Genomic DNA, 15,641 nt, shown 5'->3' with positions numbered 1-15,641 from the left:
ATCCTCCATGGATTGGTTAATTTGGGTAAGGCTGCTAGCGTAACAGCACTTTACCCGTCAGATAAGTTACTGCTTGTCCACCAATATAAACACGCGTTCCTGTCAGTTGGCAGCGTAAATCGCCGCCGCGTTCAGAGACCTGGCGCGCCAGCATCTGCGTTTTATTCAGTTTTGCAGCCCAGTAAGGAATCAGCATGCTATGCGTCGAACCGGTGACCGGGTCTTCCGCGACCGCTTCACTTGGGCAGAAGAAACGGCTGACGAAATCGTATTCCCCGTCACCCGGCGCGGTGATACATACCATTTTCCCGAGGGGAATCAAGGCGTGGATATTCGGGCGCACAGCCTCAACCTGCTGTTGATTCTCCATCACGACCATGTAATCGCGCGCGACGCGCACTTCTTTATATTCGGTGATGCCCAATGTTTCCAGCAATAAGGCGGGCGGTTCGGCAGGTTCGCTTTGCCAGGCAGGAAAATCAAGCGTCAGCCAATCACCGCTGCGCGTGACCGTCAGTGGCCCCACAAAACGGGTGGCAAAATGGATGGTCGCTTCCGGGTAATCCAGATGTTCAAAGATGACATGTGCGGCGGCAAGCGTGGCATGCCCACACAGATTAATTTCGCCTTGCGTGGTAAACCAACGCAGCTCGAAGCCATTCTCACTAGCGACAAAAAAAGCGGTTTCCGACTGGTTATGCTGCTGTGACATTTTTAATAATATTTCATCGGGCAACCAATCATCGAGCGGGCATACTGCTGCGGCATTACCGCCAAACGTCGTAGTGGTAAAGGCATCTACCATGTAGAAATCGATTTGTTGCACGGTGTAACCCTCTCATCGCACTCAGGATATCCCACACTCTATCATGCAATGATTGTCATTGGTTAAGCGCCCTGATTCGCCTGCGTGGTAAAAATTCGCTATCATCCGTTTCCACACTTCATCCTGGCCGCTCATGTCTACGATCCTTGATACCTTTATTGCCCCGCCTTGTCATGAGGAGATAGCGATCCTCTATCAGGACGAGCATCTGGTGCTTATCAATAAACCCACCGGACTGCTTAGTTTGTCGGGGAAAAACCCGCAGAATCTCGATTCGGTACATCACCGGCTGGTACAAATTTATCCCGGCTGTACGCTGGTACATCGGCTTGATTTTGGGACGTCAGGGCTGATGGTGATTGCCCGTAACAAGGCTATCAACGCCGCGCTTTGCCAGCAGTTCAGTCAGCGCGCGGTAAGCAAGGTGTATAGTGCGTTGTTGTGCGGGCATCTGAAAAACGATGAAGGCGTTATAGACGCAGCGATTGCCAAGGACCCGGCGCTGTTTCCACGGATGTCGATTTGCGCCATTAACGGTAAACCCGCGCGCTCGCGCTATCAGGTTAGGGGTCTGACGCTCAGTGGAACGAAAACTCACGTTAAGCAACGTTTTCTACCTCTGACGCCTCTTTTAATGGTCTCAGATGTCCTTTGGTCACCAGTTCTGCCAGCGTGAAGGAATAATGGCCGAGCATATTGATATGTCCGTGGCAAAGCGGGGAGAGGCGTGCGATATCTTCATCATTCAGTGTTTCACCTTGCGCCCGGAGATGATCCAGGGCTGCCTGCATATACATAGTGTTCCATAACACGACGGCGTTAGTGACCAGCCCCAGTGCGCCCAGTTGATCTTCCTGACCGTCGGTATATCGTTTTCTTATCTCACCTTTTTGACCGTGACAGATGGCTCTGGCAACGGCATGGCGGCTTTCTCCCCGATTAAGCTGGGTCAGAATGCGCCGGCGGTAATCTTCATCATCAATATAATTAAGCAGATACAGCGTTTTGTTGATGCGCCCCACTTCAATGATTGCCTGAGTCAGTCCGGAAGGACGTTCACTTTTCAGCAATGAACGGACCAGCACTGAAGCCTGTACTTTGCCCAGTTTCAGGGAGCCAGCGGTCCGGATCATTTCGTCCCACTGAAGGACTATTTTTCGGGGATCTGATTGCCCTCTGGCAATATCATTCAGCACGCCATAGTTGGCATCATGGCCCATTCGCCAGAAAACCGAAGCACCGGCATCAGCCAGGCGTGGAGAAAACTGGTATCCCAGCAGCCAGAAAAGGCCAAAGACAAGTTCGCTGGTACCTGCTGTATCGGTCATAATTTCGGTTGGATTCAGCCCGGTCTCCTGTTCCAGAAGGCCTTCCAGCACAAAGATAGAGTCCCTCAGCGTCCCCGGTATAACGATGCCATGAAAGCCGGAATACTGATCGGACACAAAGTTGTACCAGGTGATCCCTCTGTTATTACCAAAGTATTTGCGGTTCGGTCCGGCATTGATTGTTCTGACTGGCGTAACAAAGCGCATTCCATCTGCAGATGCCACTTCTCCGCCACCCCATATCTGTGCCAGTGGCAGCGTTGCCTGAAAATCAACCAGTCTGGCATTAGCGCTGGTGATAGTTTCAGCCCGCAGATAGTTCGCTTTTGTCCAGTTCAGCCGGTGTCGGGTCAGTGCAGGAACATTTGATCTGATCAGTGGTTCCAGACCGATATTGCAGGCTTCAGCCATCAGCACGGCGCTGATGCTGACGGGCAGATCATCAACTCTGGCACTGGCTTCACTAGCATGGAAAAACTCATCAGCAAATCCGGTATGGGCGTTAATTTCGAGCAGCAACTCCGTTAAATCCACCGGAGGGAGCAGATCACTGATCATTTTGCTCAGTCGTTTCAGACTGTCCGGCTCATCAAGACTGGCGAGGGGAGAAATTGTCAACCGGGGCTTCGGGCCAGAAACATCGAGTTCGACAGCCTCATTTTCGCCAAGACGTGCAGCAACCTGTCTGTAACGACTATCAAGCTGATGACCCAGAGATTTTATTGCTTCCTGCGGGTCTGTCGGGTGTCCCAGAGAACGATAAACCTTAATCCGGTTTGCCTGCCAGTCAGCACCCTGTAGTAATCTTGCTCGGGGATCTCCCCACCGGTTACTGCCGGTAACGTAGACATCCCTCCGCCTCAGACTATCCTGCAGTTTACTGAGAAAGCAGAGCGTGTATCCCCTGCGGGTGATATGTTTTTCCTTGTTAATCACCAGCCGTTTCCATGACCGACTGATAATTTCCGTTGGTGCGTCGTCAAAAAACTGCCGCCGTGAGCTGAACTCCCGGCTGAGGTAGTCACAGGCATTCAGAGTGGTAACCCCGGCAGGTGCGGATGAAAATTTAACGGTATTCAGCAGATGGGGCAGGAAACGACGAACGCGCCCGTACTGCTCCACCATTTCTTCATGAAAATTATCGTCTGAGGGCCGGGCAATTTCACGGACAAGCGTGATGATTTCAGCCAGCTTTTGCCTGGGGATGTAGCTGAACACCTCAGCACGAATCGATTCGTCCGGTGTTTCTTCTTTCAGCAGGTACGAACATGCGCTGGCGAGCGCCAATGCAGATTTATCCAGATCCTTCAGCGAGCGGAGCCGTTTTTTCTGCCCAATCTTTCTGGCGTCACGGATGATAACGGCCAGCATGGCGTCCAGAACGTCCAGTGCATCATCCAACGCCAGCGTTTCCCATGCAAGGACAAAGGCAACCAGAACCGCCATCCTTTTCTGCGGTGACATCCTGGCAATATTGAACACCGAAGTCATACCAGCATAACGTGCGAGATTTTTCAGGCGCACAGCCGGGAGTGTACTCAGGTTGTCAGCATGCAAGCCAAAATCGTTCAGAGTTTTCCAGCGTTCAATTGCTTCATTAAACGCCGGACCACTGATGGTCACAGGGCCTTTTTTCAGTGATTCCAGTAAAGACAGGCGGCTGCAATCAGTTGGCCCCAGCAGCATCTCCAGCTGTGAACGTTGTTCGGCTGACGGTATCAGTGCCAGTTTGTTCCACAGGCGCAACGTCGCCTTTTCCCTTACCTCTGAAATCAACCGGGTCAGCGTAGTGGCTCCGGGGAGAATAATACGATGTTGCATAAGCCACCCTGTCGCCAGATCGAAAAGCAGGCCAGGACGTTCGTTGCTTATCCAGCTCCGGGTATATAAAAGACGGGTAAGGCGAAATGTCCAGGGCCAGGCAAATTCACGATACTGATAGTGCTGACGTATCAGCGCTGCATGCTCACGGCGGGTATTTTCCCTCTGACCGTATTCTGCAAGAACGGTGATATCACGAATCCCGAGCTGTCTGGCGGTAAAATGCCGGACGCCGGAAGGAATATGATTCATATCGGTGAGGAAGGTGCCCAGAAAACGGACACATCCAATTTGCAGGGCAATGCCCAGACGGTTGTGATCACCTCTGCTTTTTCCGATAAATTCCTTGTCTGCTTCATCAAGATGAAAATATCGTGCCAGCTGAAGCTCATCCGGTTCACCGGTGAATCTGCCATAGCTTTCAGTCTGCTCAGTGGTCAGAAAGTCAACGGGCATATCGGCCTCCCTGCCTGACGGGCATTTAGTAACATTTTTGCAACCGTCCGAAATGTTATAAATTCTCGGACACACTAAAATGGTGTTGTCTAGGTGTCTATTAAATCGATTTTTTGTTATAACAGACACCCACTGTCCGATATTTGATTTAGGATACATTTTTATGCGACTTTTTGGTTACGCACGGGTATCAACAAGCCAGCAGTCCCTCGATATTCAGATCAAGGGGCTTAAAGAGGCGGGGGTGAAAGCCAGTCGCATATTTACCGACAAAGCATCCGGCAGTTCTACCGACAGGAAAGGACTGGATCTGCTGCGAATGAAGGTGGAGGAAGGTGACGTCATCCTGGTGAAGAAACTCGACCGGCTTGGCCGCGACACTGCCGATATGATCCAACTGATAAAAGAATTCGACGCTCAGGGAGTCGCGGTCCGATTCATAGACGACGGGATCAGCACCGACGGTGAAATGGGGAAAATGGTTGTGACCATTCTTTCAGCTGTAGCCCAGGCCGAACGCAGGAGGATTCTGGAGCGTACGAACGAAGGACGGCAGGAGGCCAGGCTGAAAGGTATCCGGTTTGGCCGAAAGCGCATCATCGACAGAAATAGTGTACTGGCACTTCATCAGCAGGGAACTGGTGCAACAGATATTGCCCGCCGGCTCAGTATTGCCCGTTCCACTGTTTATAAAATTCTGGAAGATGAGAGCCGGGTTAATCTGAGCAAAATTTGAGGACGAACATGAGTGATGTAAAGGCATTCAACAATTGCATGAGTGTGTTCTGGCGACAGCATGAAGCCGAATTCTCTCGCTTTCTGACATCGAAGACAGGTGATAGCGAAAAAGCAGCAGACCCGGAGAAGACGAAGGTGATTATCGTGACGCTTGCCGAAACGACACCTGTACTGGAAGCCGCTAACCTGCAGCAGGATCTACGCCGAGCTGGCATCGAGCCGTGGGCATGGGTCGTTAATAACAGCCTGGCAGCTGCTCAACCGTCTTCGCCTTTCCTGAAGATCAGGGCGAACCGCGAGCTGCCTCTCATCTCTGATGTGGAAGAGCAGTATGCAAAGCGTATTGCATTAACAGCGCTACAGAGCGAAGAGCCGGTTGGTATTGACCTGCTGGAAGAAATGGCGAAGTAATAATGAAGGGGGCAAATGCCCCCTTCGTCTTTATTTCAGTCTTTTACCTGAATCATCAACGACTTTTTCACCGTCTTCCTTGGTGAAAGCCGCTTTCTGGGCATCTGGAAGGATATCGAGAACAACCTCTGAAGGACGGCAAAGTTTAGTTCCCAGTGGCGTCACTACGATCGGACGGTTGATCAGAATCGGATGCTGTAGCATAAAGTCGATGAGCTGGTCGTCAGTAAATTTATCTTCTGCAAGACCCAGTTCCTCATACGGCTCGACGTTCTTACGCAGCAAAGTACGGACGGAAATGCCCATATCTGCAATGAGTTTGACCAGCTCATCGCGTGAAGGTGGAGTCTCAAGGTAAAGAATAACGGTCGGCTCGATACCGCTGTTGCGGATCATCTCCAGCGTATTACGCGACGTGCCGCAGGCTGGGTTGTGATAAATGGTGATGTTGCTCATATCAGTATCTCATTACAAAGTGAAAGAGAGACGTAGCGCCAGCGCGGCCAGCGTTACAAACAGCACAGGCAGAGTCATGACGATCCCGGTGCGGAAATAGTATCCCCATGTGATGGTCATGTTCTTCTGTGAAAGGACATGCAGCCAGAGCAACGTTGCCAGGCTACCAATAGGTGTAATTTTCGGTCCAAGATCGCAGCCAATCACGTTGGCAAAAATCATCGCCTCTTTGATAACGCCTGTTGCAGTGCTGCCATCAATAGAGAGAGCACCAACCAGCACGGTAGGCATATTGTTCATGATGGAAGAGAGGAAAGCCGTCAGGAAGCCAGTACCAAACGTCGCGGCCCAAAGTCCTTTATCTGCCAGCACGTTCAACACACCGGAGAGGTATTCTGTTAGTCCGGCATTACGCAGACCATAGATCACCAGATACATTCCCAGAGAGAATATGACGATCTGCCATGGCGCACCGCGAAGCACTTTGCCAGTGTTAATGGCATGACCTCGCTTCGCCACCGCAAACAGAATGACAGCCCCTACAGCAGCAATCGCACTGACCGGGATACCCAACGGCTCAAGGACGAAAAAGCCAACCAGAAGAAGGATCAACACTATCCAGCCGGTTCTGAAGGTTGCCAGATCTTTAATCGCTTTTGCCGGTGCTTTCAGGAGAGCCAGGTCGTAAGTTGGCGGAATATCTTTGCGGAAGAACAGATGCAGCATCACCAGCGTGGCGATAATGGCTGCGATATCCACCGGCACCATTACCGACGCATACTCAGTGAAACCCAGCCCAAAGAAGTCTGCAGAAACGATGTTAACCAGGTTGGACACGATAAGCGGCAGACTGGCCGTATCGGCAATAAACCCGGCGGCCATGACAAATGCCAGCGTAGTGCCTTTGCTGAAACCTAATGCAAGCAGCATGGCGATAACAATTGGCGTCAGAATCAATGCCGCACCATCGTTGGCAAACAGTGCCGCCACCGCTGCGCCGAGCAAAACGATATAGGTAAACAGCAAACGCCCGCGACCGTTACCCCAACGTGAAACGTGCAGCGCCGCCCATTCGAAAAAGCCCGATTCATCGAGCAGAAGGCTGATAATAATCACGGCAATAAAGGTCGCCGTCGCATTCCAGACAATATTCCACACTACAGGGATATCACCAAAATGGACTACGCCAGAGATCAGCGCCAGTACCGCGCCCAGCGTCGCACTCCAGCCGATCCCTAATCCCTTCGGTTGCCAGATAACCAAAACGATGGTCAGGACAAAAATAGCGCCTGCCAGTAACATAAATCCTCCAGACAGGACGGCTTTGCCGCCCTGTATATACAAAAAAAATTAAACAACCAGCTCTCTGAGTTTCTCGATGCCAGTGGGCTCTGCAGCCATTACCGGTACTAACGCTATGCGGCTTGCATGCTGGTTTTTCACAACCTCGATTTGAGGACGCTCTTGTAGGGCGCGCTGGCAAAGCAGCGGCGATTGCGTCTGTGCAATCGAAAGGCTGTTATTGATAATCCAGCCCCAGGGATGAATCCCCGCACGTTCAAGATCGGACTGCAGGTTTGCCGCTTCCAGTACAGGTGTGGTTTCAGGCAGAGTGACCAGCAAAACTTTGGTACGTTCCTGGTCCTGAAGCTGCATCATCGGAGTGGTAAAATGACCTTTATCCCCCATCTTCCTGGCAATCTCACGGTGATAAGCCCCGGTAGCATCAAGCAGTAATAGCGTATGCCCGGTAGGTGCCGTATCCATGACCACAAACCGTTTGCCAGCTTCACGAATTACGCGTGAAAACGCCTGGAACACCGCAATCTCTTCTGTGCAAGGAGAACGTAAATCCTCTTCGAGCAGCCGTTTCCCAGCCTCATCCAGATCCCTGCCTTTCGTCTCAAGAACATGCTGACGATAGCGTTCAGTTTCATCGTGAGGGTTGATTCGGCTGACCTGCAGATTTTTGAGGCTGCCATTGAGCGTTGTACTGAGATGTGCAGCAGGATCTGAGGTGGTGAGATGCACATCAAAACCCTTATCCGCCAGACTGACGGCGATAGCCGCAGCCATTGTGGTTTTGCCCACACCACCTTTGCCCATCAGCATAATCAAACCGTGTTCACTGCGGGCGATATCATCAACCAGGACAGACAACGACATATTCTCTGGCTTGTTCTGTGGGCTTTGTTCAGTAAGCGATGTTATCTCAGCGTGTTCGTTGAGCAGGCCTTTCAATGCGGATACACCAACCATGTTCAGCGGCTGCAGGTATAAGTTGTCTGTCGGCAAATCAGATAACCCGGCAGGAAGATTTGCCAGCGCCTCTTGCTCCCGTTGCCATATTGCAGCGGCCAGTGCATCACGTTCTGCTTCGCTCGCAGGCAGGACACCGTTAATGACTAAATACTGATTTTTAAGGCCAATAGCTGATAATTCGTCATGAGTACGAGCGACTTCCTGCAGTGTTGATTTTTGCAATCGCGCGACCAGCACAAGGCGAGTTCGTTCAGGATCGGATAATGCCTCAACCGCATGAGCATATTGCTCGCGTTGTTTTTCCAGCCCAGCCATTGGACCAAGACAGGAAGCACCATCCGGGTTACTTTCGATGAAGCTGCTCCAGGCTCCGGGAAGCTGAAGAAGGCGAATAGTGTGGCCAGTTGGGGCAGTATCAAAAATGATGTGATCAAAGCGGGTCAGCAGAGAAGCGTCAGTCAGTAAGCCAGTAAACTCGTCGAATGCAGCGATCTCTGTCGTACAAGCTCCTGAAAGCTGTTCACTGATGCTGTTAACAACGTCATCAGGCAAAAGACCTTTAATAGGGTCAACGATTCTGGCGCGGTATTGCTGGGCGGCGTCCTGCGGGTCAATCTCCAGAGCCGAAAGACCAGACACAGCAGTCACGGGCTGGATAGTGTTACCGATAGTCTGATCGAATACCTGACCGACATTGGAAGCCGGGTCGGTACTGACAAGCAGAACACGCTTTCCCAGTTCAGCCAGACGTATAGCCGTTGCGCAGGAAATCGAAGTTTTGCCTACACCTCCCTTACCGGTGAAAAACAGGTAAGACGGGATATTCTCTAAGAATTTCATATGTCCTCCTGACATACTCAACAACAGGAAGTTTTACCACCACAGCAACTGGTGGAAGCTAAACCCACCTTTTCCAGCGGTATACCAAACCAGCGAGCCAGTTCAGCGCGTTTTGGGTATCGCCCGGCCATCACCGTTTCACCATCAAGCAACAGCAGCGGAAGCCCTTCAGCTCCAGAAGCCTCAAGGAATGCTTTCGCTTTTTCGTTCTCAACGAAGCTCATAGGCTGCTGCGCCAGGTTATAACGTTCGATCTGAACCCCACGCCCTTTCAGCCATTGCACATCAGCAGAAAAATTGACCAAAACCTGATCGACATCTGAACCACAAACGCCGGTACTGCAGCACATCGCCGGATCAAACACCGTTAACATTTTCATCTTTAACACCTCATATTCGTAAAAACATATATGTACAGGCAAAATTTTTAGATACAAACAGCCTTACCGCTGCCAGAGCAGTTGGCCGATGCCAGCTTACGGGCGATGGCCTGTACGTCGTCCTGTTGACTTAACCAGGCCTGCTCAATCACCAGGGCAGCCCAGGAAGGAATATGCGGGGATAAGCGATAATGAACCCATTTCCCCTGCTTGCGATCCAGCAACAGGCCACTTTCCCGAAGCATCGCCAGATGGCGGGAGGTCTTGGGTTGTGATTGTTCCAGCGCTGTGCAGAGATCGCATACGCACAGCTCCCCCATCTCCCTGAGCAGTAGCACGATACCCAGGCGGGTTTCATCAGATAGTATTTTGAAAAGTTGTAGGGATGCAATTTCTGGCATTATGTACTCCTGCTATGAATGGGTATTGTCTCTCCACCAAAACAAGAAGTCAAAATCATATGTGTTTTCTCGCATGTGAGTGCAGGTGTCACTATGCGGTTGAAAAACGACCTGATGTGCGATCGTTACGTTAGTTGGGTAGGTAAAAAAGTCATTTGAGGCTAAAACATTGCTTAGTGCGGGCTTTCAGTTCATAGAGAAGAATGAATAATATCAATTATAACAATTGGTTATTTCCTTAGCGTACGTTTTCGTTCCATTGGCCCTCAGACCCCAATGTCTAAAATAGCGAAGCCATAGCATAGAATTTTTAATGGCATTATGATCAGGACATAAAGGACTTCATGCAGGGAAAAAATATCCCAAAAGAAACTGGTCATGTCAGCACACCAAAGGATCCTCGCCGGATCCTTTGGTTTTTCTCAGCCACAATTGCTTAACGTGAGTTTTCGTTCCACTGAGCGTCAGACCCCGGTTATTGAGCGTTTTCATCATCGCCAGCAAGATGGGATGTTACTCGCTTTGACGCGGGTACGGCTGACGCCTGAAACCGGGCGTACCCACCAGTTGCGGATCCACTGTCAGCAGTTGGGGCATCCCATTTTGGGGTGCGATTTATATGGTGGGCGTCTGCTGCCAGGCACCGAACGGACGTCGAGACTGATGCTGCATGCCAGTGAACTGCATTTCAGGCATCCGGTCAGTCAGGAATGGATGACGGCCCAAAACGCCAGCCCGTTTTGAGGATATAAAAAAGCCGCCAGATGGCGGCTATTTGGGGATTATCGTGCGGCGCGTTGTAAAATAACCGCTGACGGCTGGCGCTGCAGAAAACGCATCCGCAGCATCATCAACACGGCCGCAGAGGTCAGGCCGATAATAAAGCCCATCCAGAATCCTGCCGGTCCCATCCGGTCAACCACCAGATCGGTCAGCGCCAGAATATAACCGCTCGGCAGACCCAGTACCCAGTATGCCGTAAAGGTAATAAAGAAAATGGAACGCGTATCTTTATAACCACGTAGGATACCGCTGCCAATAACCTGGATAGAGTCCGATATTTGATACACCGCGGCCAGTAACATGAGCTGCGCTGCCAGAGCGACAACTTCCGGGTTATTGTTGTAGAGCAGGGCAATGTGCTCACGGAATGTCACGGTGAAAATCGCCGTCACAACCGCCATGCAGACGCCGACGCCCAGACCTGTTCTGGCTGCGGTTTGCGCATCCAGCGTGGAACCCTGGCCCAGACGATAACCGACTCGAATGGTGACGGCCGCAGCCAGAGACATCGGCAGGACGAACATTAACGAGCTGAAGTTGAGCGCGATCTGGTGTCCGGCCACGTCGACAATCCCCAGCGGGGAAACCAGCAGCGCCACCACAGCAAACAGCGTCACTTCGAAAAATAACGCCAGCGCGATAGGTAAACCCAGCTGTACCAGGCGCTTCATTACGGCGGTGTCCGGTTTCTGGAAACCACGCTCATTACGGATATCACGCATCGAGCGTGCGCGTTTAACGTATGACAGCATGGCGATAAACATCACCCAGTAAACCGCCGCTGTTGCCACGCCGCAGCCCACGCCGCCTAGCTCCGGCATGCCAAAATGCCCATAAATGAAAACATAGTTAACAGGAATGTTCACCAGCAGGCCGAGAAATCCCATCACCATCGCCGGTTTGGTTTTGGCCAGACCTTCACACTGGTTACGGGCTACCTGGAAGAACAAATACCCCGGCGCGCCCCACAGCAACGCACGCAGGTAGCCGACGGCTTTATCCGCCAGCGCCGGGTCGATGTTATGCATGGAGCGAATAATGTATCCCGCGTTCCAGAGCACGATCATAATCAGAATGGAGACGCTGCCCGCCAGCCAGAAACCCTGGCGTATTTGATGGGCAATGCGATCGCGGCGCCCGGAACCATTGAGTTGCGCAATCACTGGCGTCAAGGCCAGCAGCAGTCCGTGACCAAACAGAATGGCCGGCAGCCAGATAGATGTGCCAATGGCGACGGCCGCCATGTCCGTGGCGCTGTATCCGCCCGCCATGACGGTATCAACGAATCCCATTGCGGTTTGAGCGATTTGCGCAAGAATCACCGGAATTGCCAGAGCTAATAACTGACGCGCTTCACTTACATACTTTTGCACGTGTACACCACTATATTGTTGTTATTTGAGAGACTAAAAAAGCCGCCTTATATGGCAGCAAGGAGAAAAAGCAGGGGAAATTTCAGTCTATTGTAGCGAGGAATACGTAATTCTCCAGTGAAAAAACAGGCAGTAGCGGCGCATTGCTGGCAACCTGAATTTCCACCTGCTATTGTGCTGTGCAGAGATGTCTTAATTCAGTTCAGGAGTTAGAAGTATGTTTACGGGTATTGTGCAGGGCACCGCGAAACTGGTGTCCATTGATGAAAAACCAAATTTTCGTACGCATGTTGTGGAGTTACCTGAATATATGTTGGATGCGCTGGAGACCGGCGCATCGGTTGCCCACAATGGGTGCTGCCTGACGGTAACCGAAATCAACGGTAACCAGATAAGCTTTGATCTGATGAAAGAAACGCTGCGTATCACCAATCTGGGTGACCTGAAGGTTGGGGATTTGGTCAACGTTGAGCGTGCGGCAAAATTCAGTGATGAAATTGGCGGACATTTAATGTCGGGCCATATTATGACGACCGCCGAAGTGTCGAAAATTCTGACCTCGGAGAACAACCGCCAGGTGTGGTTTAAAGTTCAGGATCCGTCGCTGATGAAATACATCTTGTACAAAGGATTTATCGGAATTGATGGCATCAGTCTGACGGTCGGTGAGGTGACTCCGACGCGTTTCTGTGTGCATTTGATCCCGGAAACGCTGGAACGTACGACGCTGGGTAAGAAAAAGTTAGGCGCGCGGGTCAATATCGAAATCGATCCTCAAACCCAGGCGGTGGTTGATACCGTTGAGCGCGTACTGGCGGCGCGTGAAAGCGCCATCAGTACCGTAACGGGTGAGGCGGGAGCCTAAGCCAGAGTGTAAAACCCCCGTTGGCACGGGGGTGATAACGATTAGCGGGGAACGCGCAGGCCGTGTTCAACGCCGCGGGAAAAAACCACCTGCCACAGCTGAATGTCGCGAGCACGAAACGCACCGGCGCACGCGTTCAGGTAATAGCTGAACATCCGTTTAAAGCGTTCGGTATAGTTATCGGCGATTTCAGGCCAGGATCTCATGAAACGCTCGTGCCAGGCCATCAACGTTGTATCGTAATCCGCGCCAAAATTATGCCAGTCTTCCATCACAAAATGCGGCTCGCTGGCGTTGGCAATCTGGCGAACTGACGGTAAACAGCCGTTCGGGAAGATATATTTATTGATCCACGGATCAACGTTATTGTCGGTCTTTTTAGAGCCGATGCTATGCAGCAAAAAGAGGCCGTCGGGTTTTAAATTACGATCAACCACCTCAAAATAAGTCGCGTAGTTCTTCGGCCCCACATGCTCAAACATGCCGACAGAGACAATGCGATCAAATTTGTCGTTCAGGTCGCGATAATCCTGCAGCAAAATTGTGACATCCAGCCCCGCACAACGCGCCTGCGCCATTTTCTGCTGTTCTGCCGAAACGGTCACGCCCACCACGCTAACGCCATATTGTGACGCCATAAACTGGGATAAGCCGCCCCAGCCGCAGCCAATATCGAGCACCCGCATGCCTGGCTTCAACTGCAGTTTTTCGGCAATCATTTTTAGCTTCGCCTGTTGGGCAGATTCCAGGGTATCGGCATCTTTCCAGTAGGCGCAGGAATACTGCATATAAGGGTCCAGCATGCGGGTAAAGAGATCGTTGCCCAAATCGTAGTGTTCTTTGCCGACGACCCACGCACGTTTTTTGGTCTGTAAATTGAACAGGCGAGCCGTGGCGATACGGAGCGTATCTTTAAAGTGGCGGGGGAGTTGGTTTTCAAGACCGGCGCGCAGGACTTTACAAAAAAACATGTCCAGCCGGTCGCATTCCCACCAGCCATCCATATAACTTTCGCCCAACCCTAACGATCCTTCCTGCAGTACGCGTTTGAAAAAATCGGGGTTCGTTACGCGAATATCTGCCGGTGCCGGACCATTAATGGTAATACCTGCACGGCTTAATAATTCATTGGTGATGCGGTACCAGTCATCATCCGGTACGCTGACGTCTTCTATACACGATGAACTCATAGCTTCTCCATCACTGGTCGGTGATCAGAACCTTAAAATAGCGTAGACGCTTTTTTGGGCTTTGTGAGAACTCTCACGGAATTAATCCGCGAATCTATAATCCGACGTAGAACAGAGGAAGGGAGGAACCCTTGCCGAAAAGACCATCCATGGGAAAACGGGAACGTTCTTGTCCCCGTTAACACATAACAATTATCGTTTTTTTAACAACCGGAAATCAGTATAGGCCTGAATTTTTGATGATTCAACCAATAAACATTAGCAGGCTAATTAATTATCAAAGATGATTACTAGTGAGACTCACCGTGGGCAATTTGCGCCCGATCATCTGTGTGCGGGGCGTTAGCCTTCTGCGACTGCATTTTGTAACCCGCGGCCGCCAGCAGCACCGTTGTCAGCATCACGCTGGTGGTGGTGAGCAGCGGGGTGGCGATCAACCAGGAAACCACAAGACTTGCCAGGAAGCATAAACCCAGTTGCAGTGTGTTCTGCAATGCCGCTGCGCGTCCCGTAGCTTGTGGGAAAGGACGTAACGCCTGAGCCACAACAATAGGGTAGATTGCTCCATTGGCAATCGCCATAACGCAGAATGGAATGAGGATTTCAGCCAGCGCAACATGGTGAATAAAGCCGGTTGCCCAGGTGGCCACTACGCTAAAGGCATACAGAATGAGTAACCAGGGCAGCAACTGACGGCCCTGCCATTTTTGCAGCGCAGCGCGGCAGCCGTAACCACCAATTAAGAAAGCGATGGTTTGTGGAACATAGCTCAGGCCAATCACCGCCGGACTGTAGCCCATTTCGCTGAGGATGAACGGGGAACCCGTCAGCCACGCGAAGAAGCTCGCGGAGCAGGCGGCATAAATCAGCACGTTTCCGCGGTAAACTTTTGAGCGCAACAGGGTAGCGAAAGTCAGTTTATCCTGGCTGTCGTCGCGTGCTTTAGCTGTTGGTTTTAAGCGTAGAGCCGGAAGCATCAGGATTAGAGTAATGGCAAACAGGGTGGCGAAAATGGCCTGCCAGGAAAAATGTACCAGGATCCAACTGCCTAATAACGGCGCTAATGCCGGGGATAACCCGACCAATGGCATAATGGTGGCAAAGATGCGGTTTACTTTTTGTGAAGGATAATAATCGGTGACCAGCGCCTGCCAGATAACCGATGCCGCACAAACGCCAACGGCCTGAACAAAGCGCAGTACCAGCAGACCGGTGGCATTTTCAACCCACAGCATGCCCAAACTGCCCAGCGCGAAGATGGATAAACCCAGCAGCAAAACAGGCTTGCGACCATAATGGTCAGAGAGCGGCCCCCACAGAAGTTGCGCGACGGCAAAACCCGCTAAGAATAAGCTAAGGCTGGCGCTGACGGCAGATGCAGGCGTCTGCAGATCGGACTGAATTGCGGCAAAGGCGGGCAGATACATATCCGTTGCCAGAAAGCCGAGTACGCTAAGACCCGCCAGCCAGACTAAAAATCCTTTCCCAGGTTGCATCATCATTTCTCTTTT

General features: G+C 51.4%; 12 protein-coding genes and 4 pseudogenes. 6 read left to right on the top strand and 10 right to left on the bottom strand.

What is annotated here, in order from left to right; translation table 11 throughout:
• Positions 1 to 34: 34 nt before the first annotated feature.
• Positions 35 to 826: a PhzF family phenazine biosynthesis protein gene (locus HV314_RS13795; RefSeq protein WP_181545837.1), complete on the bottom strand. Its 792-nt coding sequence runs from the start codon at positions 824 to 826 to the stop codon at positions 35 to 37.
• A gap of 133 nt (positions 827 to 959) precedes the next feature.
• Between HV314_RS13795 and HV314_RS13790 the strand changes: the two are divergent.
• Positions 960 to 1,391: pseudogene (locus HV314_RS13790) on the top strand (pseudouridine synthase); the annotation flags it as partial.
• Positions 1,392 to 1,425: 34 nt separating this feature from the next.
• Here the strand turns inward: HV314_RS13790 and HV314_RS13785 are convergent.
• The gene (locus HV314_RS13785) at positions 1,426 to 4,431 is read right to left on the bottom strand and encodes a Tn3-like element Tn3 family transposase (protein WP_001143757.1); all 3,006 of its coding nucleotides are present in this window, start codon (positions 4,429 to 4,431) and stop codon (positions 1,426 to 1,428) included.
• A gap of 163 nt (positions 4,432 to 4,594) precedes the next feature.
• Here HV314_RS13785 and HV314_RS13780 point away from each other — a divergent pair, with 163 nt between their 5' ends.
• The 3 genes and pseudogenes from HV314_RS13780 to HV314_RS13775 all read left to right on the top strand — a co-directional run.
• The gene (locus HV314_RS13780) at positions 4,595 to 5,167 is read left to right on the top strand and encodes a recombinase family protein (protein WP_001556711.1); all 573 of its coding nucleotides are present in this window, start codon (positions 4,595 to 4,597) and stop codon (positions 5,165 to 5,167) included.
• A gap of 8 nt (positions 5,168 to 5,175) precedes the next feature.
• Positions 5,176 to 5,289: pseudogene (locus HV314_RS27385) on the top strand (ArsA-related P-loop ATPase); the annotation flags it as partial.
• A pseudogene (locus tag HV314_RS13775) lies at positions 5,287 to 5,580 on the top strand (ArsA-related P-loop ATPase); the annotation flags it as partial. The pseudogenes HV314_RS27385 and HV314_RS13775, both read left to right, overlap by 3 nt.
• A gap of 30 nt (positions 5,581 to 5,610) precedes the next feature.
• Here HV314_RS13775 and arsC read toward each other — a convergent pair.
• Genes arsC through arsR form a run of 5 tightly spaced genes read right to left on the bottom strand, consistent with a single transcriptional unit; the run spans position 5,611 to position 9,919 of the window.
• Positions 5,611 to 6,036 (bottom strand): glutaredoxin-dependent arsenate reductase, encoded by a 426-nt coding sequence (gene arsC, locus HV314_RS13770; RefSeq protein WP_000065759.1) that lies wholly within the window; start codon positions 6,034 to 6,036, stop codon positions 5,611 to 5,613.
• A gap of 12 nt (positions 6,037 to 6,048) precedes the next feature.
• Positions 6,049 to 7,338, bottom strand: coding sequence for an arsenite efflux transporter membrane subunit ArsB (arsB, locus tag HV314_RS13765; RefSeq protein ID WP_003026002.1), 1,290 nt, complete (start codon positions 7,336 to 7,338; stop codon positions 6,049 to 6,051).
• A gap of 48 nt (positions 7,339 to 7,386) precedes the next feature.
• Entirely contained in the window at positions 7,387 to 9,138 is a 1,752-nt protein-coding gene (arsA, locus tag HV314_RS13760; protein WP_181545835.1) for an arsenite efflux transporter ATPase subunit ArsA, read from the bottom strand.
• Between the two features lie 17 nt (positions 9,139 to 9,155).
• Positions 9,156 to 9,518, bottom strand: a complete 363-nt coding sequence (gene arsD / locus HV314_RS13755; protein ID WP_000783215.1) for an arsenite efflux transporter metallochaperone ArsD — start codon at positions 9,516 to 9,518, stop codon at positions 9,156 to 9,158.
• Positions 9,519 to 9,565: 47 nt separating this feature from the next.
• Positions 9,566 to 9,919: an As(III)-sensing metalloregulatory transcriptional repressor ArsR gene (gene arsR, locus HV314_RS13750; RefSeq protein ID WP_001114073.1), complete on the bottom strand. Its 354-nt coding sequence runs from the start codon at positions 9,917 to 9,919 to the stop codon at positions 9,566 to 9,568.
• A gap of 474 nt (positions 9,920 to 10,393) precedes the next feature.
• Between arsR and HV314_RS13745 the strand changes: the two are divergent.
• A pseudogene (locus HV314_RS13745) lies at positions 10,394 to 10,663 on the top strand (RluA family pseudouridine synthase); the annotation flags it as partial.
• A gap of 38 nt (positions 10,664 to 10,701) precedes the next feature.
• On the opposite strand, the gene mdtK reads toward HV314_RS13745, so the two are convergent.
• Positions 10,702 to 12,075 carry a multidrug efflux MATE transporter MdtK gene (gene mdtK / locus HV314_RS13740; RefSeq protein ID WP_016152981.1) on the bottom strand — a complete coding sequence of 458 codons (1,374 nt, stop codon included), beginning with the start codon at positions 12,073 to 12,075 and terminating at the stop codon, positions 10,702 to 10,704.
• A gap of 217 nt (positions 12,076 to 12,292) precedes the next feature.
• Here mdtK and HV314_RS13735 point away from each other — a divergent pair, with 217 nt between their 5' ends.
• Positions 12,293 to 12,940 carry a riboflavin synthase subunit alpha gene (locus HV314_RS13735; RefSeq protein ID WP_115190610.1) on the top strand — a complete coding sequence of 216 codons (648 nt, stop codon included), beginning with the start codon at positions 12,293 to 12,295 and terminating at the stop codon, positions 12,938 to 12,940.
• A 41-nt stretch (positions 12,941 to 12,981) separates the two neighbouring features.
• On the opposite strand, the gene cfa is transcribed toward HV314_RS13735, so the two are convergent.
• Together cfa and punC are read right to left on the bottom strand one after the other, a co-directional pair.
• On the bottom strand, positions 12,982 to 14,130 hold the full coding sequence (gene cfa / locus HV314_RS13730) for a cyclopropane fatty acyl phospholipid synthase (RefSeq protein WP_016152983.1): 1,149 nt from the start codon (positions 14,128 to 14,130) through the stop codon (positions 12,982 to 12,984).
• Between the two features lie 290 nt (positions 14,131 to 14,420).
• Positions 14,421 to 15,626, bottom strand: coding sequence for a purine nucleoside transporter PunC (punC, locus tag HV314_RS13725; RefSeq protein ID WP_016156423.1), 1,206 nt, complete (start codon positions 15,624 to 15,626; stop codon positions 14,421 to 14,423).
• Positions 15,627 to 15,641: the final 15 nt, after the last annotated feature.

The sequence above is a fragment of the Citrobacter sp. RHBSTW-00887 genome, assembly GCF_013728095.1.
Lineage (GTDB): Bacteria > Pseudomonadota > Gammaproteobacteria > Enterobacterales > Enterobacteriaceae > Citrobacter > Citrobacter braakii.
This window is presented reverse-complemented; position numbering and strand designations above follow the sequence as displayed.

What these genes read in the sequence shown, in the direction of transcription:
- HV314_RS13785 (WP_001143757.1), bottom strand. Translation starts at nt 4,431, where the DNA reads ATGCCCGTTGACTTTCTGACCACTGAGCAGACTGAAAGCTATGGCAGA.
- HV314_RS13780 (WP_001556711.1), top strand. Translation starts at nt 4,595, where the DNA reads ATGCGACTTTTTGGTTACGCACGGGTATCAACAAGCCAGCAGTCCCTC.
- arsC (WP_000065759.1), bottom strand. Translation starts at nt 6,036, where the DNA reads ATGAGCAACATCACCATTTATCACAACCCAGCCTGCGGCACGTCGCGT.
- arsB (WP_003026002.1), bottom strand. Translation starts at nt 7,338, where the DNA reads ATGTTACTGGCAGGCGCTATTTTTGTCCTGACCATCGTTTTGGTTATC.
- arsA (WP_181545835.1), bottom strand. Translation starts at nt 9,138, where the DNA reads ATGAAATTCTTAGAGAATATCCCGTCTTACCTGTTTTTCACCGGTAAG.
- arsD (WP_000783215.1), bottom strand. Translation starts at nt 9,518, where the DNA reads ATGAAAATGTTAACGGTGTTTGATCCGGCGATGTGCTGCAGTACCGGC.
- arsR (WP_001114073.1), bottom strand. Translation starts at nt 9,919, where the DNA reads ATGCCAGAAATTGCATCCCTACAACTTTTCAAAATACTATCTGATGAA.
- HV314_RS13735 (WP_115190610.1), top strand. Translation starts at nt 12,293, where the DNA reads ATGTTTACGGGTATTGTGCAGGGCACCGCGAAACTGGTGTCCATTGAT.
- cfa (WP_016152983.1), bottom strand. Translation starts at nt 14,130, where the DNA reads ATGAGTTCATCGTGTATAGAAGACGTCAGCGTACCGGATGATGACTGG.
- punC (WP_016156423.1), bottom strand. Translation starts at nt 15,626, where the DNA reads ATGCAACCTGGGAAAGGATTTTTAGTCTGGCTGGCGGGTCTTAGCGTA.